The 21857-nt window shown below is 68.8% G+C and carries 20 protein-coding genes; 12 read left to right on the top strand and 8 right to left on the bottom strand.

The window, feature by feature from the left end; translation table 11 throughout:
* The first annotated feature begins 1 nt into the window (after window position 1).
* A complete protein-coding gene (locus tag D000_RS0101525; RefSeq protein ID WP_018871788.1) occupies window positions 2–748 on the top strand; it encodes a 16S rRNA (uracil(1498)-N(3))-methyltransferase in 747 nt (248 codons plus the stop codon).
* Window positions 749–792: 44 nt separating this feature from the next.
* Here D000_RS0101525 and D000_RS0101520 read toward each other — a convergent pair whose 3' ends face one another.
* The 6 genes from D000_RS0101520 to D000_RS0101495 are packed head-to-tail and all read right to left on the bottom strand — an operon-like array spanning window position 793 to window position 10574.
* Window positions 793–1287 carry a hypothetical protein gene (locus D000_RS0101520; RefSeq protein WP_018871787.1) on the bottom strand — a complete coding sequence of 165 codons (495 nt, stop codon included), beginning with the start codon at window positions 1285–1287 and terminating at the stop codon, window positions 793–795.
* The gene (locus D000_RS0101515) at window positions 1284–7034 is read right to left on the bottom strand and encodes an Hpt domain-containing protein (protein WP_018871786.1); all 5751 of its coding nucleotides are present in this window, start codon (window positions 7032–7034) and stop codon (window positions 1284–1286) included. The genes D000_RS0101520 and D000_RS0101515 overlap by 4 nt, the downstream gene beginning before the upstream one ends.
* Window positions 7035–7049: 15 nt before the next feature.
* Window positions 7050–9140, bottom strand: coding sequence for a methyl-accepting chemotaxis protein (locus D000_RS0101510; RefSeq protein ID WP_018871785.1), 2091 nt, complete (start codon window positions 9138–9140; stop codon window positions 7050–7052).
* A gap of 36 nt (window positions 9141–9176) precedes the next feature.
* A complete protein-coding gene (locus D000_RS0101505; RefSeq protein ID WP_018871784.1) occupies window positions 9177–9758 on the bottom strand; it encodes a chemotaxis protein CheW in 582 nt (193 codons plus the stop codon).
* Window positions 9755–10120: a PleD family two-component system response regulator gene (locus tag D000_RS0101500; RefSeq protein WP_018871783.1), complete on the bottom strand. Its 366-nt coding sequence runs from the start codon at window positions 10118–10120 to the stop codon at window positions 9755–9757. Before D000_RS0101500 ends, D000_RS0101505 begins: the two co-directional genes overlap by 4 nt.
* Window positions 10121–10157: 37 nt before the next feature.
* A complete protein-coding gene (locus D000_RS0101495) occupies window positions 10158–10574 on the bottom strand; it encodes a PleD family two-component system response regulator (RefSeq protein ID WP_018871782.1) in 417 nt (138 codons plus the stop codon).
* 182 nt (window positions 10575–10756) lie between these two features.
* Between D000_RS0101495 and gshB the strand changes: the two genes are divergently transcribed.
* From gshB to D000_RS0101440, 11 genes are all read left to right on the top strand, one after another.
* The gene (gene gshB / locus D000_RS0101490) at window positions 10757–11716 is read left to right on the top strand and encodes a glutathione synthase (RefSeq protein WP_018871781.1); all 960 of its coding nucleotides are present in this window, start codon (window positions 10757–10759) and stop codon (window positions 11714–11716) included.
* Entirely contained in the window at window positions 11713–12759 is a 1047-nt protein-coding gene (locus tag D000_RS0101485; RefSeq protein ID WP_018871780.1) for an FAD:protein FMN transferase, read from the top strand. Before gshB ends, D000_RS0101485 begins: the two co-directional genes overlap by 4 nt.
* A complete protein-coding gene (locus D000_RS0101480) occupies window positions 12756–13130 on the top strand; it encodes a NusG domain II-containing protein (RefSeq protein WP_018871779.1) in 375 nt (124 codons plus the stop codon). Before D000_RS0101485 ends, D000_RS0101480 begins: the two co-directional genes overlap by 4 nt.
* 9 nt (window positions 13131–13139) lie before the next feature.
* The gene (locus D000_RS0101475; protein ID WP_018871778.1) at window positions 13140–13688 is read left to right on the top strand and encodes a Gx transporter family protein; all 549 of its coding nucleotides are present in this window, start codon (window positions 13140–13142) and stop codon (window positions 13686–13688) included.
* Window positions 13689–13838: 150 nt separating this feature from the next.
* The gene (locus D000_RS0101470) at window positions 13839–14711 is read left to right on the top strand and encodes an energy transducer TonB (RefSeq protein WP_018871777.1); all 873 of its coding nucleotides are present in this window, start codon (window positions 13839–13841) and stop codon (window positions 14709–14711) included.
* Window positions 14712–14774: 63 nt separating this feature from the next.
* Window positions 14775–15353: a YqgE/AlgH family protein gene (locus tag D000_RS0101465; protein WP_026279676.1), complete on the top strand. Its 579-nt coding sequence runs from the start codon at window positions 14775–14777 to the stop codon at window positions 15351–15353.
* 2 nt (window positions 15354–15355) lie between these two features.
* On the top strand, window positions 15356–15751 hold the full coding sequence (gene ruvX, locus D000_RS0101460; RefSeq protein WP_018871775.1) for a Holliday junction resolvase RuvX: 396 nt from the start codon (window positions 15356–15358) through the stop codon (window positions 15749–15751).
* Window positions 15748–16266 carry a bifunctional pyr operon transcriptional regulator/uracil phosphoribosyltransferase PyrR gene (gene pyrR / locus D000_RS0101455; protein WP_018871774.1) on the top strand — a complete coding sequence of 173 codons (519 nt, stop codon included), beginning with the start codon at window positions 15748–15750 and terminating at the stop codon, window positions 16264–16266. Before ruvX ends, pyrR begins: the two co-directional genes overlap by 4 nt.
* A gap of 18 nt (window positions 16267–16284) precedes the next feature.
* Window positions 16285–17298, top strand: coding sequence for an aspartate carbamoyltransferase catalytic subunit (locus tag D000_RS0101450; protein ID WP_018871773.1), 1014 nt, complete (start codon window positions 16285–16287; stop codon window positions 17296–17298).
* Window positions 17295–18587, top strand: a complete 1293-nt coding sequence (locus tag D000_RS0101445) for a dihydroorotase (RefSeq protein WP_018871772.1) — start codon at window positions 17295–17297, stop codon at window positions 18585–18587. Before D000_RS0101450 ends, D000_RS0101445 begins: the two co-directional genes overlap by 4 nt.
* On the top strand, window positions 18584–19492 hold the full coding sequence (locus D000_RS0101440) for a dihydroorotate dehydrogenase electron transfer subunit (protein ID WP_018871771.1): 909 nt from the start codon (window positions 18584–18586) through the stop codon (window positions 19490–19492). The genes D000_RS0101445 and D000_RS0101440 overlap by 4 nt, the downstream gene beginning before the upstream one ends.
* Window positions 19493–19530: 38 nt before the next feature.
* On the opposite strand, the gene D000_RS0101435 is transcribed toward D000_RS0101440, so the two are convergent.
* Both D000_RS0101435 and D000_RS0101430 read right to left on the bottom strand, forming a co-directional pair.
* Entirely contained in the window at window positions 19531–20649 is a 1119-nt protein-coding gene (locus D000_RS0101435; RefSeq protein WP_018871770.1) for a PilT/PilU family type 4a pilus ATPase, read from the bottom strand.
* A 25-nt stretch (window positions 20650–20674) separates the two neighbouring features.
* A complete protein-coding gene (locus tag D000_RS0101430) occupies window positions 20675–21847 on the bottom strand; it encodes a PilT/PilU family type 4a pilus ATPase (RefSeq protein WP_018871769.1) in 1173 nt (390 codons plus the stop codon).
* Window positions 21848–21857 lie beyond the last annotated feature (10 nt).

Below are 21857 nucleotides of genomic sequence, written 5' to 3'. Positions count from 1 at the left end.
CATGCGCTGCCCCCGGCTACTGCTGGATTCCGAGCCACTGGCCGCGGGGCAGTCCCTCCCCGCCCCGCAGGATCGCCTGCATTACGCGACCACGGTCCTGCGGCTCAAGAGCGGCGCCTCCTGCCGCGTGTTCGACGGCTGCGGCAACGAATTCCACGCCACCCTCGAACTCACTGATCGCCGCCACGGCAGCTTTCATCTGGGCGAGCGGGCCGCCGCGCCGACCTGGCCCGCATTCCCGATCCACCTCCTCCAGGGAGTCGCCCGTGGCGACCACATGGACCTGGCGGTCCAGAAGGCCGTGGAACTGGGTGTGGCCTCCATCCGGCCGGTACTCTGCGAACGCTCGCGCTCGGCGGCGGCGCACAAGGGCCTGGAAAAGCGCCAGCGCCACTGGCAGGGCATCCTGCAGGCGGCCGCGGAGCAGTGCGGGCGCAATGAACTGCCCGCATTGCACGACGCCCTGCCCCCGGACCAGGTCCTGAGCGACCTCCCCGAGGGACTGCGACTGCTGGCAGATGGCGACGGTTCCGGGCTGGATCAATGCCTGCAGGCCCAGCCAGGCCCGCTGCCGGCCGTCGTGCTCTATGTCGGCCCCGAGGGTGGGCTGACGCCCGAGGAGAGGGATCAGGCGCATGCCAGCGGGTTTACCGGCATCCGCATGGGGCCACGCACCTTGCGCACGGAAACCGCGACGATTGCCCTGCTGACCCTGCTGCAGGCGCGCCTTGGCGACCTGCGCGGCTAACTGCCGCAGCAGTAGCCAGCCGGGCGGAGCCAGCCGTGTCGGCCTCAGGCCGAGGCGCTGGCCTCCGCGATCTCCAGCAACCGGCGCTCAATCGAGTCCAGCCGCAGCAGGTGGGTCGTCACCCCGGAGGCCTTCACGCGCCACGACCACGGCGTCGCCTCCGCATCCTCCAGGGCGTAGATGTTTTGTGGCGTGATCTGCACCGGGTGCGGAGTCCCGCGGACCTCGAGGGCGTAGAACGGCAGGTGTTCCGGCTTCATGACTGCCTGCATCACCAGCAGGCGGCGGAAACGACGCCGGTCCTGGCCACTGTCCCGACTCGGATCCAGCAACTGGCTGACGTTGATGACCGGGACCTGGACGTCCTGCCAGATCAGGCTCGGTTCCAGCCACGGGACCTCCGGATGCTCCGAATCCTGCTCCACCGCCCCGGCCCGTGTCGTGACCTCCAGAAAGGCGCTGCGCGGCAGCAGGATCGAGCCCTGGTCCAGCTGCACGATCACGGCCTCGAGGGCGGTATCCGTTGCCTGTTCGCTCATGCCGGCACCTCCTGCAACTGCTCGCGGATGGCAGCCAGCAGGTCATTCTCCAGATAGGGCTTGCCGAGATAGGCGTTGACCCCAAGACGGTCGGCTCGTTCGCGGTGCTTGGTACCGCTGCGCGAGGTAATCATGATGATCGGCACCTGGGCAAAGTCCGGGTGATCGCGCACGTGGGCGGCGAACTCGAAGCCGTCCATGCGCGGCATCTCCACATCCAGCAGGATCAGCTGCGGGCGCCGCTCGTCGAGCAGACCCACCGCATCCAGGCCGTCGCGGGCCGTAACCACATCGTAGCCGTGGCGCGCGAGCAGGCGCGCAGTGACCTTGCGGATGGTGATCGAGTCGTCCACCACCATAATGCGGCGCGCAGTTGCCGGCTCGTGCGCCGGCTGGACCGCATCCGGCAGCGCCGCCGCGGCTGCGGCGAAACGGACCAGCATGCTCAGGTCGAGAATCAGCATCACCGAGCCGTCGCCCTGCAGGGTGGCGCCAGCCACGCCCGGGATACGGCTCAGGACCGGGCCCACCGATTTCACGACCACTTCCTGGCTGCCGAGCAGACCGTCGATGCGCAACGCGACGCGCTGATCGTCGGCGCGCACCAGCAACAGCGGGAACGGGTGCTCCGGGAAGTGATCCACCCCAGCCTGGCTCTCGACGCCCATCAGGTCGCCCAGACCACGAACCTGATAGTCCTGACCGATGTAGTTGTAGAAGGCCGCATCGTCGCGCGCGTCGATCTCCTCGGCGCGTGCCCGAACCACCCCCTCCACCGAGGCCATCGGCACGGCGAAGGTCTCCTCGCCCACCTGCACCAGCAGGGCCTGGGAGATCGCAAGGGTAAACGGCAAACGCATGGTGAAGCGCGAGCCGCGACCCGGTGTGGACTGGATGTCCAGGGTGCCACCCAGCTGCTTCACGTCACTGTTCACCACATCCAGCCCAACCCCGCGCCCCGCAACCTGCGAGACCTCCGAGGCGGTGGAGAACCCGGACTGCAGGATGAGCTGCAGGGCCTGGGCATCGCTGACCTCGGCGTCCGCGGCGATCAGGCCGCGCTCGACGGCGCGGGCACGGATCGCCTCTGCATCGATGCCCTTGCCATCGTCGGTCACCTGCAGGCGGATCTCGCTGCCGGACTGTTCGAGGCTGACATCGATCTGGCCCTGCGCCGGCTTGCGCGCCCGCTCGCGCTCTTCCGGGCTCTCGATACCGTGCGCGATCGCGTTGCGCAGCAGGTGCTCCAGTGGCGCGACCAGGCGCTCGAGCAAGGCCCGGTCGAGCTCGGCACCCTGGCCGGTGAACTCCACGCGCACCGGCTTGCCAAGGTCCTCGCCCGCCTGGCGCACGACCCGGCGCAGACGCGGGGCCATTCGCGCGAAGCGCACCATGCGCTGCCGCATCAGCTGGTCCTGCAGGTCCGTCCCGACGCGGCGCTGCTGCAGCAGAATGCCGCCGGCATTCTGCAGCTCGTCGTAGACCTCCTGTTTCAGAGCTTCAAGGTCACTGACACTCTCCGCGAGCGCGCGCGAGAGCTGCTGGATACCGGAATAGCGGTCCATCTCCAGCGGGTCGAAGTCGAGGGCCTCCTCGCCACTCTCCTCCTCGACCCGGAACAGGATCTGGGCCTCGGTCTCGATCTCCAGCTTGCGCAGCTGGTCGCGCAGACGCGAGATGGTACGTTCGAGTTCGTCAACCTGACCCTCGACGCGCCCGACCGTCTGTTCGAAGCGGCGATGGAAGGTCGCCAGTTCGCCCGCGTTGTTGACCAGGCTGTCCAGAACATCGGCATCCATACGGACCTGGTCCTGAATGCGACGCCCTTCGGATTCCGGCGGTTCGTGGCTGCGCTGGTCTGCCTCCGGGGCTGCCGGCGCCGTCTCTTCGGGACCGGACCCCGGTGCGTCCCCCGCCTCTTCGGCATCGACCGCAAGCAACGGCTCGTCCGCCGCGGGCGACTCGTCACTGTCGCCCGCAGCCCAGTTGCGCAGGGCCGGCAACGATTCGCTGGCCGATTCGTCCATCTGCCAGGCGCCCACACCGCGCTCGACCAGGCGCTGAACGTCGGTGAGCGCGCGCTCGGCAAGCTGGAAAAACCCATCGCGCGGCTCGAGCCCGGTCTCGGTCTCCACGCTCAGCGCACTCTCCAGCGCATGTGCGATGGCACCGACCACCGTGAAGCCGGCCATGCGCGCACTGCCTTTCAACGTGTGCAGCTCGCGCTGGAAAGTGTTCTGGTCAGGCCCCGGCCGCCCCCCGGCTTCGCGCCAGCCATGCAGCGCGGCGAATGCCGCTTCGAGGATGTCCCGCGCCTCTTCGATGAAGACCTCGGCAAACTCCCAGTCGATTTCGTCCGTCGCCGCTTCCGCGGGTTCGGGCTCCACCGGTGCCTCGACCACCGCGGCAGGCGCGGCCGGTTCTTCGGCATCCGGAAATTCCGGCTCCGCGGCTTCCTCCTCGTGCTGATCTTCCGCGGCACGCAGCAACTGCTCGGCGGTGGCCTGATCCAGCAGCGCATACACCTCGGGGGCCCAGGGCGGCGGGTCCAGCAGCTTGGCTGGATCCGGCTCGTCATCGCCTACAGCACTCGCGACGTAGACCTCGATCTGCCGCAGCAACGCCACGGCCTCCGCCGGCAGCGCCCACTCCATGTCGCGATGAATCCGGATCAGACGCTCGAACGGGCCGCAGACCGAGTAAATTCCGCGAATATCGGCCGTTCGCGCACTCCCGTTCAGGGTGTGCAGAGCGCGTTCCAGGTCGTGGTTCGGGATCCGGTCCGGACGCCACTGGGACTCCTCCAGCCAGCCGCGCAACGTCAGCAGATGCACCTGCGCCTCGGCGGCGAATACCTGCCAAAGCTGCGGGTCGATCTCCATGCGGGCGGCCGCCGCGGGCTCTACCTCCTCCGCTGCCTCGGGCAGGTCGGATTCCACCTCCTCGGCTTCCTCCGGTAGCGCAAGGTCGGCGTTGATCTCCGCGAAATCCGGAACCTGCTCGAACTCGGTGACCTCGGGCGGCTCGTCGGCCTTGGGGGCGTCTTCCTCTGCGGCCGGTTCCAGCGCCGTCTCCGCCACCTCCAGGGCATCGGCGGGCAGCTCCAGGGCATCCAGATCCAGCGGCTCCGGCTCATCCGGCGCCGTCCCGGGCTCCAGCGCCGCAGCCGGCGGGGGAGTGCCCCCCGCGTCCGCGGTGAATTCCAGCCCGGACTCGGGCTCGCCCGGTTCCGGCACTGCATCCGGCTCCATGGCCTCGGGGGGCAGGTCCGGAACGAAGGCGCCGGGCTCCTGCAGCATCTCGCCGGTCAGGTCCTCGTGATCCGCGGAGACCGGCTCGTCTTCCGGCGCCGCGACATCGTCCACCACGTCGAGTTCGTCCAGGGTGCGCGCCAGGGCCTCGAGTTCTTCCGTGGCACCCTCCGGCACCTCGGCTTCCTCTTCGGGTTCTGGCTCGGCCTCGCCTCCGGCGAGGGCGCGCAGGCGCAGGGCGATATCCAGCACCGGCGTCTCGGCGGCGGTGTCGTCGCGCACCTCGGCCACCAGCCCCGGGAGCACCGCAATGGCGTCCTCGATCACCTGCAGCGTGGCGTGATCGGCCTCGTAGCCCGAATCCAGCAGACCATTGAGGAAGGATTCCACGGCCCAGGAAAACTCGCCCAGGCGCAGGGCACCGGCCAGTCGCCCGGAACCCTTCAGGGTGTGGAAGGAGCGGCGGATGACCGTCAGGGTATCCAGATCGCCCGGATTGGCCTGCCAGCGCGGGAAATGCTCGCCCAGACTGGCGACCTCCTCGTCGGCCTCCTCCAGGAAGATCTCCAGGATCTCCGGATCGACGTCCGGCCCGCGTACCTGCTCCGCCAGCACCTGGTCGTCGAAGGGCAGGGAATCGCGGCCGCGCGCGGGCAGCGGGCCCGCCGCACGAGCAGGCGTCACTGGCGTGCCCGCGGGTGCATCCGACTCGGGCTCCGGCACGTACGCGGCACCCGGCTCAGCGTCTGTGGTGGCGTGCGCCAACTCGGGCAGGTCCGGCTCGGCCTCGGGTTCGGCCCTGTCGGCTGCGGCGCCCGCGTCGACGTCGTCACGCTCGCCACCCGAGATTGCGCCGATGCGCTGCAGCGCGGCAATCCCGCGCTCGTGCACGCTGTCGAGCTCGCGCCACGGCTGACCGGAGGACTCGAGAGCGACCTCGATACTGCTGAGGACCTCGGCCAGGGCCTCGACCTCGCCCTCGTCGAGCTCGCCGGCCTGCATGCCGGCACGGGAATCGAGATGCCGGATCAGCGGGCCCAGCAACGCATGCAGGGCCTCGAACCCGGACATCGCCATCGCACCCTCGATGCGGCGCAGCCCGGCACGGGCCTCGTCCATGCCGTCACCGGTCGCCTCGGCGGAGGGGTCGAGAAAGCCAAGGAAGGTATCGCGGACCCGGCGCACATCGACCAGGGCCTCCTTGTAGACCGCAGCCGCCAGAGCGCGGTCGAACTCGGCCTGCGGTGTCGGGCTGCTGCTGCGACGGCGCAGCCCGGATTCCAGCAGCGACTCCAGGGCCAGCAGGTGTTCGGCCAGCACCATGTCAACCTGCTCGTCCGCGGCGCCCGCACGCTCCGGGGTCAGCGAGGCGGCGAGCGCGTCGGTATGGTCCTGCCCGGCGTCCAGCCCGAGCAGGCTGAGCGTGGAACCGATGCGCTCGACCTGCTCGCGCAGCGTGGCGAGCCCCTCGGGGTCGCGCACGGGCGATCGCATGATCACATCCAGGCGCTCGCGCACCTCCGCAAGATCGTCCTCCAGGGCCTGGCGCAGGTTGTCGTAGACCGAGCGCCCCACGCTGCCGCTGTCATCCTCGAGATTCAGACGGTCGAGCCCGAACACCTCGCGTACGGCCCGGGTCTGTTCACCCTCGGAGGTCGCGCAGGCGACGTGGAACAGCAGGGTCTTGACCAGTTCTTCCGGTGCCGCGTACTCGGGCTCGGAGCCATCCCCGGCGGTCTCGACGTGGGCGGCCAGCAGATTCAGGTATCGCCCCAGCTCGCGGTCGACGCGGCCAATCAGGCGGCGCACGTCGGTATCCGCCTCGACCCCGCCCTCGGCAACCGCCTCGAGCACGGCACCGGCCACCCAGAACAGCCGCCGCGCATCACCCGCCGGCACCGCCTCGCCGACTGTGCGTGCGGTGGCCTGCATGCGGGCGGCCGCGGTCGCCGGGTCATCGCTGCGGACCAGCTCCAGCAGGTCGCGCTGGAAGCCCCTGCGCGCCTGTTGCAGCGCGGCAACCCGTGCCGCCGGCTCCAGGACCTCGCCGCCGGAACCGACGCGCGCATCGTCCACATCCTGCGGGTCGGGCATCAGCGCCGCCACATCCAGCAGCAGAGAGGCACCGCGACTGCTGCGCAGCTCGTTCAGCAGCGGCACCAGGATCATCGGCGACGGCAGCTCGCCGTCCCCTTCGTTTTCGAGATAGTCGGGTAGCTGCAGCGCGGCGCGCAGCAGCGGCTCCGCGGCGGACGGGCTAGGATCCTCGGCCTGTTCAAGCTGCCCGAGGACCTGGAGCATTTCGTCCAGGATCAGGACCACGCTCTCGACCTGCACCATGACCAGCGTATTGCGGATCTGTTGGATCCGGCTGCGGGCCTCGGCCAGGCAGTCGTGGCAGGACGAATCTTCCGAATACCGTCGCAATGCGTCCTGGACCTCGACAAAGAGCTTGTCGAGTTCGTCGCGGACCCAGTTCAGTGCGCTGGATGCCATCGGCCGCGTCCGCCGTCAGGCCCGCTGTTCGTCGGAAGGCGTCGTTTCGGATTCGGGGTCCGTGCCGCCCTCTTCGGAAACCGTGCCCAGGGCATCGGTCGCGGCACCAGGATCCGGGAGCTTGAAGTCCGACACCGAGGACTGCAGCTGCGCAGACAGCTGTGCCAGATCGCCGATCGCGGCCGCGGTGGACTGCGTGCCCTGTGTCGTCTCGGAGGTGATGTCGCGGATCTGCGCCATGATGGAGGTCACGTCCTGCGCCATCTCGGACTGCTTGCGAGCGGAGGAGGAGATCCCGTCGATCAGGTCGGCCAGGTCCGCGGAGACCTGCTCGATCTCGGACAGCGCCTCGCCCGCGGCCTGGGCCAGCTCGGCCCCCTGAACCACGTTGGCGGTACTCTGCTCCATCGAGCTGACGGCCTCGCTGGTATCCGCCTGGATCGCCTTGACCAGGCCCTCGACCTGACGGGTCGCGGAGGACGAACGTTCCGCGAGGCGCTGGACTTCGTCGGCCACGACCGCGAAGCCACGTCCCGCCTCGCCTGCGGCGGATGCCTGGATCGCCGCGTTCAGAGCGAGCACGTTGGTCTGTTCGGCGATGTCGTTGATCAGGCCGATGATGTCGCCGATCTCCTGCGAGGACTCGCCCAGGCGCTTGATCCGCTTCGCGGTCTCCTGGATCTGCTCGCGGATGCTGTCCATGCCCTCGATCGAGCGGCGCACGGTGCCGGCCCCGCGGGACGCGATCTCCACCGAGTTACGTGCCACGGAGGCCGACTGTTCGGCGTCCCTGGCGACCGTATCCACCGAGCGCGACACTTCGTCGATCGCGTCGTCCGCACGCTGGATCTCGCGCGCCTGCTCCTCGGATTTCTCGGCCAGGCCCAGCACCTGCGAGCGGGTGGTAGCCGAGGATTCGCTGATGTCGGCAGACACCGTGTTGATAGTGGCGACCAGGGTGCGCAGGTTCTCGATCGCGTAGTTCATGGAGTCCGCGATCGCGCCGGTGAAGTCCTCGGTCACGGTCGCGTTCACGGTGAGGTCCCCGTCGGCGAGATTCATCATCTCGTCGAGCAGGCGCAGGATCGCTTGCTGGTTACGCTCGTTCTGGGCCTCGGTCTCCGCCAGTTCGCGCTTGGTATCGCGGTAGAGGAACAGACCCATCGCGAACAGCAGCAGCAGGGCCAGACCGGCAAAGCCGAAGCCAATCAGCGCGATGGCGCCGGCACGCTCGGCCTTCTGGGTGATCGCGTTCTCGAATTCGCTGGTGGTATCGAGCATCGCACCACTGCTGGCCTCGACACTGGCGGCCGCCGCGTTCACCTCGAACACCTGCGTGGAGGTATCCAGCACGCCCTCGACCGCCTCGCTGAATGCCACGAACAAGGTGGCGATCTCCTGCAGCAGGGCCCGGGCCTGGGGATCATCCACTGGCTCGATACCCAGCGGCGCAAAGCCCTCGATCAGGCCATCCAGCACCCGGCCGTAGAGAGTCGCATCGCGCTCGAACCGTTCGATGGCGGCGGCCGCCTCGGCACCGCCCTGCAGCACGCGCCCGAGGTTGTTGGCGATCCGCTGGATCAGCATGGTCTGCCGTGCCGCCACGTAGATCTGCTCGGCCGGTTCGCCGGTCTGGGTCATGCGCCGTACGACATCATCGGACAGCCGCGACAGCTCCGGCGAGAACGCCGCCACCGCATCCGAGAACTCGGTAATCAGCTGGATATCCGAGCGCCCGAGGATGACGGTGTTCACGTGATCGCGGTAGGCCGACCACTCGCGATCGACCTCGGCGATATCGTCCTGCAGACCCTCCGGCAGCGGCTGCAGCCCGTCGCCCCCGTCACGGATACGATCCAGGCGGGTCTCGAAGTCATCACGCAGGGCCTGCAGGTTGCGGAATGCCTGCTCGGACCCGGCAGCCGCCTCGAGCGAACTGGTTGCGATCCGCTGCGACAGCAGTCGCAGGTCATTGGCGAGGGCGATACGGTCACGGTACTGGCCCTGCTCGTACTCATGATAGGTGAAGGCCCCGCCGGTCGCGATCAGGGCGAGCACGAGCAGGCCCCCGAGGACGAAATTACGTGCGCGACGACTCGATCCCATCAGTTAATACCCCCTGTTACAGGCCCGCGCCCCGCACTATCCGGCGGCGGCTGCGGTCTGTTCGCTATTGGTTGCCCCGGCCAAGCCTGTGCCGGTGAAGCGATTGTTGTCATTCAGCAGCAGATCCAGATCCAGCACCGGGTGCAACCGGTGGCCAAGATCGAACCCGCCAGTAATAAATGGTCGCACCGTCTCCGGGACCGAGACCTCGAGCCGCCGCTGTGACGGGATGCAGCGACGCATGCCCTCGACCTGGCTGACCAGCAGCCCAGCGACGCCCTGGCCCTGGGCCGCGACCACGACCCGCTGACCGGTGGCCTCGTCGGCCAGCGGCCGGTCCAGCAGCAGCTTGCCCATGTCGAACACCGGCAGCACCAGTCCGCGCAGGTTGCCAACGCCCAGCACTGCGGAATCGGCCAGCGGCACCCGGGTCAGCGCCATGGGATCGGTGACCTCGGCGATCGAGTCCATGTCGACCAAAAAGCGGAAATCCCCGACCCGGAGCAGCACCCCGCGCCAGCCGGTGCCGATGTCCCGCCGCAGTTCGCGATTGACGCGTCGCCCTTCGCGATCAAGGCTCGCGAGCAGGGCATACGGCGAGGACAGATCGGTGTTCATGCCGACAGGTATTTTCCGATGGTTTCCAGCAGGTTCTTCTCCGCCACGGGCTTGGTGATGTAGTCCCGCGCGCCCTGACGCATCGCCCAGACGCGGTCCGTGGCCTGATCCTTGGTGCTGACCACCACCACCGGCACGTGCGAGGTCTCCTCCGCCTGCGACAGCTGGCGGGTGGCCTGGAATCCGTTCAGCCCGGGCATCACGACGTCCATCAGGATCAGGTCCGGGACCTGCGACTTCGCGGCCGCCACACCGTCCTCGCCGCTCTCCGCGGTCGTCACCGAATGCCCGTGCTTCTCGAGCATCGTTCGCAGGACGTGGATCTCGGTCGGCGAATCGTCAACGATCAGAATGCGGGCCATGGGCTTGGTCTTTCCTTGGTAGTAGTCACTTGGCGCGTCATGCCGACGGGTGGGCGTACTGACGCATGGCACCCAGGAGGTCGTCCCTGGTGAAAGGCTTGGTGAGGTAATCCTCCGACCCTACGACGCGTCCCTTCGCCTTGTCGAACACGCTGTCCTTGCTCGACAGCATGATGATCGGGGTGGCGCGGAACTGCTTGTTGTTCTTGATCAGCGCACAGGTCTGGTAACCATCCAGGCGCGGCATCATGACGTCAATGAAGATAATGTCCGGACGCGACTCGGCGACCTTGGACAGCGCCTCGAAGCCGTCCACGGCGGTGATGACCTCGGCCCCGTGCTTTTGCAGCAAGGACTCGGCCGTGCGCCGAATCGTCTTGCTGTCATCGATCACCATGACCTTGAGCCCCTGAAACTCGGTGGCCGAGTCCGCTTCGGCAAGCGCGTTAGACACGTTCTCCCCCTGAGGTCATTTCGCACCGAATCTAGCGGAAGCGGGCCCGCGTGACAAACAGCGCCCCATGATATTGCAGGCCGGCAGCGGCAACACGCGGTGCCCGGGGGTGCCGCCCCGAGGCCGCGCCACCCCCGGGCGGCGTGGCATACTCGCGGCACACCCTGCTTGGACGAGGCAACGTGACCCGCAACATTGCCATCCTGATGGACCCGATCCAGGGCATCAAACCGGCGAAGGACACCACCTTCGCGATGATGCTGGCGGCCCAGGCCCGCGGCCACCGGCTGCACTATCTCGAACCCGGCGACCTGTGGATCGAGGAGGGTCGCGCCATGGCCCGCAGCCGCCCGGTCAGCGTGCTCGACGACAGCGGCGACTTCTACCGCCTGGGCGAGCCCGAGGCCGGGCCCGCGCAGCGCTTCGACCTGCTGCTGATGCGCAAGGACCCGCCGTTCGACCTGGAATACATCTACGCGACATACGCCCTCGACCTGGCCGAGCGCGACGGCGTGCGCGTCTCGAACCGTCCGGGCGCGCTGCGCGACGTGAATGAAAAGGCCTTCACCGCGCATTTCCCGCAATGCTGCCCGCCGACCCTGATCACGCGCGATCGCCAGCGCATTCGCGGCTTTCTGGAGGCGCAGGGCGACATCGTCGTGAAACCCCTGGACGGCATGGGCGGCGCCTCGGTCTTTCGCGTCCGCCAGGGCGACCCGAATACCTCGGTGATCCTCGAGACCATCACCGAATTCGACTGCCGCAGCGTAGTCGCGCAGCGCTTTCTGCCGGAGTTTACCGCTGGCGACAAGCGCATCATCCTGATCGGCGGCGAGCCCTACGGCCACGCCCTGGCGCGCATTCCGGCAGCCGGTGAAAGCCGCGCCAACCTCGCCGCCGGGGGCCGCGGCGAGGCGGTAATGCTGACCGCGCGCGATCGCTGGATCTGCGAGCAGATCGCCCCGGAGCTGCAGGCCCGCGGGCTGGATTTCGTCGGTATCGACGTGATCGGGGACTTCCTCACCGAGATCAACGTGACCAGCCCGACTGGCGTGCGCGAACTGGACGCGGCCGGCGGGCAGGACCTGGCCGGGCAGTACATCGACTACCTCACTGGCCCCAGCGCACCGAACCCGAGATGAGCACCGAGTCCCGCATGCTGATACGCGCCCTGACCCTGCTGCTCGCCGCCAGCCTGCTGACGGCCTGCGGCCGAGACGAGCCCGACACCGAGCAGCTGAGTTTCTACGCCTTCGGCACCCTGGTGGAACTCACCTTGCACCCCCCGGGGGCCTATGACATCGAACAGATCGAGTCCGCGGTACAGGATGAGCTCGAGGTCCTGCACCGCTCCTGGCACGCCTGGGAGCCGGGCTCCCTTGGCCGGACCAACGAACTGCTCGCCCTGCAGGGCGAGTTCAGCGCCCCGCCGTCGGTACTGCCGCTGATCGAGCGGGGCCGCGAGATGGAAGACCTCAGCGGCGGCCTGTTCAACCCGGCGCTGGGCAAGCTGGTGGCGGCCTGGGGCTTCCACCAGGACGAACCCGCCGGACCGCCACCGGACGCCGCGACCCTGGACGCACTGCTGGACAACCCGCCCGGCATGGGGGACATCGAACGCAACGGCGTGCGGCTGCGCGGCACCCACCCGGACCTGCAGCTCGACTTCGGCGGCCTCGCCAAGGGACTGGCCGTGGAACGCGTGCTGGAGCTGCTGGGCGAACTCGGGGTCGAGGCGGCCATCTTCAACGCGGGCGGCGACCTGATGACCCTGGGGCGACCACAGGAGCGCGCGTGGCGCGTCCGCATCCGCCACCCGCGGGGCGGAACGCTCGGCAGCATCGAACTGGGGGCGGGCGAGGCGCTGTTCACCTCGGGCGATTACGAACGCGGCTACGACTGGGAAGGGGAATACATCCATCACGTCATCGACCCGCGCAGCGGGCGCCCGAGCCAGGGGGTGGCGAGCGCCACCGTACTGCACCACGACCCGGCCCTGGCCGACGGCGCCGCCACGACACTGATGATCGCCGGCCCCGAAGCCTGGCCCGAATACGCCCGCAGGATGGGGGTCGAGTACGCCCTGCTGGTACTGGATGACCGCATCGAAGCAACCGCCGGCCTGGCCGAACGCGTCGCGCTCGACCCCGACCACGAGCCCCTCGTGGTACGCGAACTGCCGTGAATCCGATCGGCCTGCGGTGGGGCGACGCCGTGATCGGCGCCCTGGCCTCCGCGCTCGTCATCGCGGCCTTCGCGCTGGCCTATTTCCCGGCCGGCGGGGCCCGGGTGCTGGTGATCAGCCAGGCCGGGGCCGCCCCCCAGCACGAACCCCTGGACCGGCGCCGGACACTGGAAGTGACCGGTCCCGCCGGTATCACCCGGATCGAGATCGAACCCGGCCGGGCACGCTGCGCCGAGTCGCCCGGATATCGCAACATCTGCGAGGGCAGTGGCTGGCTGCAGGCGCACGGCGACATCGCCGTAAGCCTGCCCAATCGCCTGACGCTGCAAGTCCTGGGGTCGGAACCCGGCTTCGACAGCCTGCACTACTGATCCGCCCCGATGCCCGGGAATCCACCCCCCGACCCCGCACAGCGCGACCGCGCCATCGCCGCCCTGGCCGCCATCGCCATCGGGATCCAGATCCTCGAGGCCGCGATCCCCAGCCCCGTCCCCGGCATCAAGCCGGGCCTTGCCAATATCGTCACGCTGGTGGCGCTGCTCGTGCTTGGCTGGCGCGCCGCTGCCGCCGTCACCCTGATCCGGGTGCTCGGCAGCAGCCTGCTGCTGGGCACGCTTCTCAGCCCCGCGTTCTGGCTGTCGCTCGCGGGCGCAATCGCCAGCCTCGCCATGCTCGCCGTCCTGCGGCCGCTGGCGCCGCGCCACCTGGGCCCGGTCGGACTGGCCATCGCCGCCGCCCTGGCACACACCAGCGGCCAGTTCCTGCTGGCCTGGGCGGTCATCATCCCGCACCCCAACCTGCCGCTGCTGCTGCCCCCGCTGCTGCTGGCCGCGCTGATCACCGGCGGCCTGACCGGTATACTGGCAGCCCATGTCCTCGGCGATCCGCGAATCCAGCGCCATGTCCGCACCCGCAAATCCGACCCCTAGGGAAACACGGACCCGTGCACGCGCTCGCGTGCACGGCGCTGCGGCGTGCGTCCGGGGCCGGCGGGTGCCGGCGTGAACGCGAACCCCGCCGCCAGCGTGCCCGGCTCGCCCCCGCCGGGGCCGCCCCGCGCACAGGACCACCTGGGGACGATGATCTTCCTCGCGGTGATGGCCCATGCCCTGATCATCCTGGGGATCGGTTTTGCCGTGGATGCGATCGACCCGCCCGCGCGCGAGCCGCTGGACATCACCTGGGTCACCGATCCCGACGCCCCGCCCCCGGAACTCGACGACAGCGTGGAACACATTGCTACCCAGGATCAGGCCGCCAGCGGTGAGGGCGACGAGGCCCGCGAGGCGCAGGCCCCGGATGCCGACGACGCCGGGGTAGGCGAGCCCGAGCCCGAAGGCCTCGAAGCCCCGCTACCGGAAGCCGCCCAGCCGCTCCTGGAGCCGACCCCGGCGGCACCCGAACCGGAGCCGGAACAGGTCACCGCCGAGACCCGGGACGAGGCCGCGGTCGCCCCCGAGCTCGCCGAACCCGAACCACTGGAGGCCCCCGAGGCCGAGGACGCGCCTTCCGCCGCGGCCCTGATGAACCGTGGCCTGGAGAGTGCCCGCGCGGCCCCGGCCGAGGAACGCCAGACCTTCTCCACCCGCGCCACCCGCACCCGCTACCTGGACAGCCTGGCCGCGCGCAGCGCCCCCGAGGCCGCCTATCTGCAGGCCTGGATCAACAAGGTGGAACGGCTGGGCAACCTCAATTACCCGGACGAGGCACGCCGGCGCGGGCTGTCCGGCACCCTGGTGCTGTCGGTACGCCTGAACCCCGAGGGCGAACTGATCGATATCCAGGTCGCGCGCAGCTCCGGGGAACCGGTGCTCGATCAGGCCGCGATCCGCATCGTGGAGCTGGCCGCCCCGTATGCCCCTTTCACCGACGCGATGCGGGAGCAGTACGACGAACTGGTGATCACCCGCACCTGGGCCTTCCGCCGCGACCAGATGGAACAGGTCCGGTAACGAGACGCGGATGCGTGCGAACCGTTTCTTGCGGCCCGCCGGGACAGGGTCGATACTGAGGGCATGATGTCCAGCGGCGCCCGCCATGAACCCGACAGCCTGCGCGATCACTTCCTGATCGCCATGCCCAGTCTCAACGATGGCTATTTCGGCCATGCGGTCACCTATGTCTGCGACCATGACGAGGAGGGCGCGCTGGGCCTGGTCATCAACCAGCCCACGGAATTCTCCCTGCGCGAACTCCTGCAGCACGTGGAACTGGAGCCCGGCGAAGACCTGCCGGAGATCCCCGTCTTCCGCGGTGGCCCGGTACAGCCGGAACACGGCTTCGTGCTGCACTCCGCGGAACAGACCTGGCGCGGCAGCCAGCCCATCACCGACTCCATCGTGCTGACCACGTCGCGCGACGTCCTCGAGGCCATCAACGCCGGGCAGGGCCCGCGCCGGGTCCTGATCGCGCTGGGCCATGCCGGCTGGGGCCCCGGCCAGCTGGAAAGCGAGCTGGCCGAGAACGCCTGGCTCACGACCCGCGCCGACCCCGACATCCTGTTCGACCGCCCGAGTGCCGAACGCTGGCGCGCCGCCGCCGAACTGATCGGCATCGACGTCAACCTGATCAGCCCGGCCTCCGGCCACGCCTGAGCGTGGGACTGCTGGCGTTCGACTACGGCCGGCGCCGCATCGGCATCGCGGTCGGCGAAGAGCTGACCGGCGCGGCGCGCGGACTGCGCACCCTGGCCACCGACGCACCCGACCTGTGGCCGACCCTGGACCGCCTGATCGCCGAGTGGGGCCCCGAGGGCTTCGTGGTCGGCTGGCCGACCCAGGCGGACGGCAAGCCGACCCCGCTGGCGCGACGCATCCGGGCCTTTGCCCGCGCGCTCGAAGAGCGCTACCGCCTGCCGGTATACTGGTGCGACGAGCATCTGACATCCCACCTGGCCCGCGAGCGCAGCCGGCCGGGGCGCAACGACCCGGGGCTGGATGCCCACGCCGCCGCGGTCATCCTCGAAGGCTGGTTTCTGGAGAACGCATCATGACGCCGGACGTCCCGACCCTGCTCGACGACATGGCCGAACAGGCCCGCCACTACTTCAAGGTCCGCGGGATCGAGAACCCCGTTGTAGTGGGCATCCACTCCGGCGGGGTATGGATCGCCGAACACCTGCGCAATCGCCTGGGCGTGGAGCGCCCGCTGGGGCGGCTGGACATCAGCTTCTACCGCGACGACTTTTCGCGCATCGGCATGCACCCCCAGGTGCGGCCCTCGGAGCTCCCGGAGGATCTCGACGGCGAACATGTCCTGCTGGTCGACGATGTGCTGTTTACCGGACGCACGATCCGCGCGGCGCTGAACGAGCTGTTCGACTACGGCCGGCCGGCATCGGTGGCCCTGGCCGTGCTGGTGGAGCGCGACGGCCGCGAACTGCCCATCGAGGCCGCGATCGTGGGGGCCCACATGGAGCTCGGCGGCAGCGAACAGATCAAGCTGCGCGGCCCCGAACCGCTGCGCCTGGAGCGGGTGGCCATCGACCCCGAGGAGCCGGAAGCCTGAGCGGCCGGACACAGCAGGATGAATGACTCCCAGATCGCCCACCCGGGCGCGCGGCTCCCGCAGCCGGGCCCGCTGCCGAATCGCCTGCAGCTGACCGACGACGGTCAGCTGCGCCACATGCTGACCATCGAAGGGCTGAACCGCGACCTCCTGAACGAGATCCTGGACACCGCCGAGTCGTTCGCGAATATGAACGAGAAGGCGGTGAAGAAGGTTCCGCTGCTGCGCGGCAAGACCATCGTCAACCTGTTCTTCGAGGCCAGCACCCGTACCCGCACCACCTTCGAGCTGGCCGCGAAGCGCCTGTCCGCCGACGTGCTGAACGTGAACATCAGCACCTCCTCCGCGGTGAAGGGCGAAAGCCTGCTGGATACCCTGCGCAACATCGAGGCCATGAACGTCGACATGTTCGTCGTTCGCCACGAAGAGAGCGGAGCCGCACATTTCATCGCCCGCCACGTGGCCCCCGGGATCAGCGTGCTGAATGCCGGCGACGGCCGCCACGCGCACCCCACCCAGGCCCTGCTGGACATGTTCACTATCCGCCGCCACAAGGGCGACTTCACCAAGCTGAAGGTCGCGATCGTCGGCGACATCCTGCATTCGCGCGTCGCGCGCTCGCAGATCCACGCGCTCAACATCCTGCAGACCGGCGAGGTGCGCGTGGTCGCGCCCTGTTCGCTGCTGCCGGCGGATGTCGACCAGCTCGGCGTGCACGTCTACAACGACCTCGACGCGGGGCTCAAGGACGTCGACGTGATCATCATGCTGCGCCTGCAGCGCGAGCGCATGGAGCATGCTCACCTGCCCTCCGAACACGAGTACTACCAGCTGTTCGGCCTGACCTCGCGCCGCCTGCAGCTGGCCCATCCCACCTGCCTGGTGATGCACCCGGGCCCGGCCAACCGCGGCGTGGAGATCGAATCCGCCGTGGCCGATGGACCCCACTCGGTGATCCTGGAACAGGTCACCTACGGGATCTCCGTACGCATGGCCGTGATGTCCATGGTCATGGGGGCGCATCAGGCATGAGCGTACTGATCGAGAACGCCCGCATCCTCGACCCGGTGGACGGTTTCGACACCATCGGCTCCCTCTGCGTGCAGGGCAGCGAGATCCTCGCGCGCGGCCAGATCCCCGAAGGCTTCGAGCCCCGCCGGCGGATCGACGCGCGCGGGCTCTGGCTGATGCCCGGCCTGATCGATCTCGCGGCACGCCTGCGCGAACCAGGCCAGGAGCACAAGGCCACCATCGCCAGCGAGACCCTTGCGGCCGCCCGCGGCGGCATCACCAGCGTGGTCGTGCCGCCGGATACCGAGCCACCCATCGATTCGCCCGCCGAGGTGGAACTGATCAACCGGCGGGCGCGCCAGGCCTGCGGCGTCCGCGTGTACGTACTCGGCGCGCTGACCCACCAGCTCGAAGGGCAGCAGCTTGCGGAGATGGCCGCCCTGGTACAGGCCGGGGCACGTGGCGTCAGCAACGCCAGCCGACCCTTGGCCAGCCTGCTGGTCCTGCGGCGCGCCCTGGAGTACGCGAACACCTTTGGTCTGACCACCGTGCTCGCGGCCCAGGACCCGTCACTGACCGGTTCCGGGTGCATGCACGAGGGTGCGGTATCCACCCGTCTCGGCCTGGCCGGCATCCCCGAGGCCGCCGAGACTGCCGCACTGGGCGCGATCCTGGCACTGGTGGAACAGACCGGCGCGCGGGTCCACGTGGCACGGCTGTCGACCCGGCGCGGCGCGGAGATGATCGCCAAGGCCCGCGCCGAAGGCCTGCCCGTCAGCGCGGACGTGGCCGCCCACCAGCTGTTCCTGACCGAGGTCGATGTCGCCGAATACGACCCGAACGGTCACGTGATCCCGCCGCTGCGCGGCCAGCGCGACCGCGACGGGCTGCGTGCCGCGGTCGCGCGCGGCGACATCAGCGCGATCTGCTCCGATCACCAGCCACACGAGCCGGACAGCAAGCTGGGCCCGTTCGCCAGCACCGAACCCGGCATCTCCGCCCTGGAGACCTTGCTCCCGCTGACCCTGCGCCTGGTCGAGGACGGCCTGATGGGCCTGCACGAGGCCCTGGCCCGGGTGACCACCGGACCGGCGGACATCCTAGGTTTCGCCCAGGGCCGGCTGACCCCCGGGGCGCGCGCCGACTTCGTGCTCTGGGACCCGGAAGCGATGCACGAGGTACGCCACGCGGACTGGCTCAGCGCAGGCCACAACTCCCCCTTCTTCGACTGGACCTTCGCCGGCCAGGTCCGCGAGACCTGGGTGGCCGGTCGGCCGGTCTGGACCCTGCCCACCGAGGACACCGCATGACTGTGCCCGAGACCGCCTCACGCCCCCACCGCGGCACGATCTTCCAGGAAAACGGCCGTATCCTGGACCATCACGACGCCGGCGCCGACCAGTGGATCCTGCGCGTGCATGCGCCCGAATGCGCCCGGGCGGCGCAGCCCGGACAGTTCGCCCACCTCCAGTGCGCGCCACGCCTGCTGATGCGACGCCCGCTGTCGATCCAGCGCGTGGACCGCGAGGCCGGCTGGGTGGAGTTTCTCTACAAGGTGGTCGGCGACGGCACCCTCGCGCTGTCACAGCAGGCGCAGGGCGACACCCTGAGCGTGCTCGGCCCGATCGGGCAGCCGTTCCGGCTGCACCCGGAGCGTCCGAAACGGCTGCTGCTGGGCGGTGGCGTCGGCATCCCGCCGATGATCTTTCTGGCCCACCACCTGCACCTGCGGGGCGAGGCCGGCCAGACCCACGCGGTCCTCGGCTCGGAAGTGCCATTTCCGTTTCATCCGCGCCCGTCCGAGATCCTCTGGCCCGGCCTGCCGCACGGCGCGATCGCGACCCTGCCGCTGCTGGAGGACTGGGGTGTCGCCTGCCGCCTGACCTCGAAGGCCGGCATCCCCGGCGCCCACGACGGCTTCGTGACCGATCTCGCCCGGGCCTGGCTCAAGACGCTCGCACCGGCAGAACGGGATCAGGTCGAGCTCTTTGCCTGCGGCCCGCATCCGATGCTCGCGGCCTGCGCGGAGCTGGCGGCGGAGTTCGACCTGCCCTGCCAGGTCTCGCTGGAGGAGTTCATGGCCTGCGCAGTGGGCGGCTGTGCCGGCTGCACGGTACCGGTTCGAACCCCCGAGGGCGTGGCCATGAAACGGGTCTGCGTGGACGGGCCGGTGTTTGCGGCCGCCGACGTCTTTCCGGAGCCGGAACGCGCCTAGGCCCGACATTGGCAGGGGCTTCGCCGGCCAGCCGGCGCCTACTTGTCCGGAAGCTTCAGCTCCTCCTCGGTCTCGTCGGCGGTGGACACACCGCCGCCGAAATTCAGGCGCCATTCGAGATCGGCGCGCGAGTCGGCCTTGTTCAGGGCCTCGTCCAGCATCACGTCCCCGGCCTTGAACAGCTTCACGATTGCCTGGTCGAAAGTCTGCATGCCCACGGATGCACCCTTCGCCATGACTTCCTTGATCTCGTTGACCTTTTCGTCTCGGATCAGCTCGCTGATATAGGGCGTATTGATCAGGATCTCCAGCGCGGCGACGCGCCGTCCGTCCTTGGTCTGTAGAAGGCGCTGGGCGACGATGGCCCGCAGGTTCAGCGACAGGTCCGACAGGATCTGCGGGCGGTTGTCCTCGGGGAACAGGTTGATTACCCGATCCAGCGCCTGGGTGGCGTTGGTCGCGTGCAGGGTCGTCAGCACCAGGTGGCCGGTGTCGGCATAGGTCAGGGCCGCGCGCATGGTCTCGCGTGAACGCACCTCGCCGACCATGATCACGTCCGGCGCCTCGCGCATGCCCTCCTGCAGGGCATGGTCGTAGCTGGGGGTATCAATCCCCACCTCGCGCTGGCCCACGATGGAGCGCTTGTGGCTGAACAGGAACTCGATCGGGTCCTCGACCGTAAGGATATGCCCGCTCTTGTTCGTGCTGCGGTAGTCGATCATCGACGCCAGGGTGGTCGATTTCCCGGTGCCCGTCGCCCCGACGATCAGCACCAGCCCGTCGTTATACGAGACAAGATCCTTCAGCACGGGGGGCAGACCCAGCTGCTCGATAGTCGGGATCGCCACGCGGATGAAGCGGATGACCATCGCCACCTCGCCACGCTGACGATAGACGTTCACACGGAAGCGCCCCAGCCCTTCGCGCGACAGACCGAAGTTCACCGCCGTCTCGCGCTCGAAAATCTCCGCCTGACGCTCCGTCATCATCTCGCGGGCGATGGTCTCCGCCTGGCCCGGAGTCAGTGCCTTGCGCGAGATGGGCTGGAGCTGGCCGTCGACCTTGATGCTGGCCGGCGCGCCGGTCAGGAAGAACAGGTCCGACGCGGCCTTCTGCGCCATCAGTTTCAGGTAGGGCTCGATCTGCAACTGGCTCATATGTCTGCTTCCCTGACCCGACGCGCTAGCGCAGGTTGAAGTCCTCGGGGTGCTCGTCCACCGCCAGGCCCTTGCCTTCATCCTTCACCGCCGGCGCCCCGTCGTCCTGGGCACGCTGGCTGTCGAGCTTGATGCGCAGGCGCAGATCGTTCACCGAGTCGGCGTTGCGCAGCGCCTCGTCGTAGCTGATCTGGCGCTTCTCGTAGAGATCGAACAGGGCCTGGTCGAAGGTCTGCATCCCCTGCTCGCGGGAACGCGACATCAGCTCCTTCATCTCGTGCACCTCGCCCTTCAGGATCAGGTCCGACATCAGCGGGGTGTTGATCATGATCTCCACCGCCGGCACCCGGCCTTCGCCACTTTCCTTGCGCACCAGGCGCTGCGAGATCACCGCCTTCAGGTTCAGCGACAGGTCCATCAGCAGCTGTTCGCGCCGGTCCTCGGGGAAGAAGTTGATGATGCGATCCAGCGCCTGATTGGTGCTGTTGGCGTGCAGCGTGGACAGACACAGGTGCCCGGTCTCGGCAAAGGCAATCCCGTAATCCATGGTCTCGCGGTCGCGGATCTCGCCGATCAGGATCACGTCCGGCGCCTGGCGCAGGGTGTTCTTCAGCGCGATCTCGTAGCCCTCGGTGTCCACCCCGACCTCGCGCTGGGTGATGATGCTCTTGTCGTGCTCGTGCACAAACTCGATCGGGTCCTCGATGGTGACGATGTGATCGGCCGCAGTGCGGTTACGGTAGCCGATCATCGCTGCCAGCGAGGTGGACTTGCCCGACCCGGTGCCACCGACAAAGATCACCAGCCCGCGCCGCTCCTGGGTGATCTTCTCCAGCTGCGGCGGCATCTGGATATCCTCGAATCTCGGGATCACCGAATTGATGGTGCGCAGCACCATGCCCGGGCTGCCACGCTGGGTGAAGACGTTCACGCGAAAGCGCGAGACCCCGGTCAACCCGATCGCGAAGTTGCACTCCTGGTGGCGCTCGAACTCCGCCGACTGCTTGTCGTTCATCAGCGAGCGCACCAGCGCCTGGGTGTGCGAAGGCGTCAGCTTCTGCTCGGTCATCGGCACCACGCGGCCGTCGATCTTGGCCGCCGGCGGCATCCCCACGGTAATGAACAGATCCGACCCGCCCCGGTCCACCAGGGCCCGCAGCAGGTCATGCATGTACTTGATCGCCTTGTCACGATCCATGGCGCTCTCC

Source organism: Thioalkalivibrio sp. ALJ16, from assembly GCF_000377345.1.
In the GTDB taxonomy this organism is placed as follows: domain Bacteria; phylum Pseudomonadota; class Gammaproteobacteria; order Ectothiorhodospirales; family Ectothiorhodospiraceae; genus Thioalkalivibrio.
Note: the sequence above shows the minus strand (reverse complement) of the source record. Positions and strands in the feature narration are given on the sequence as shown.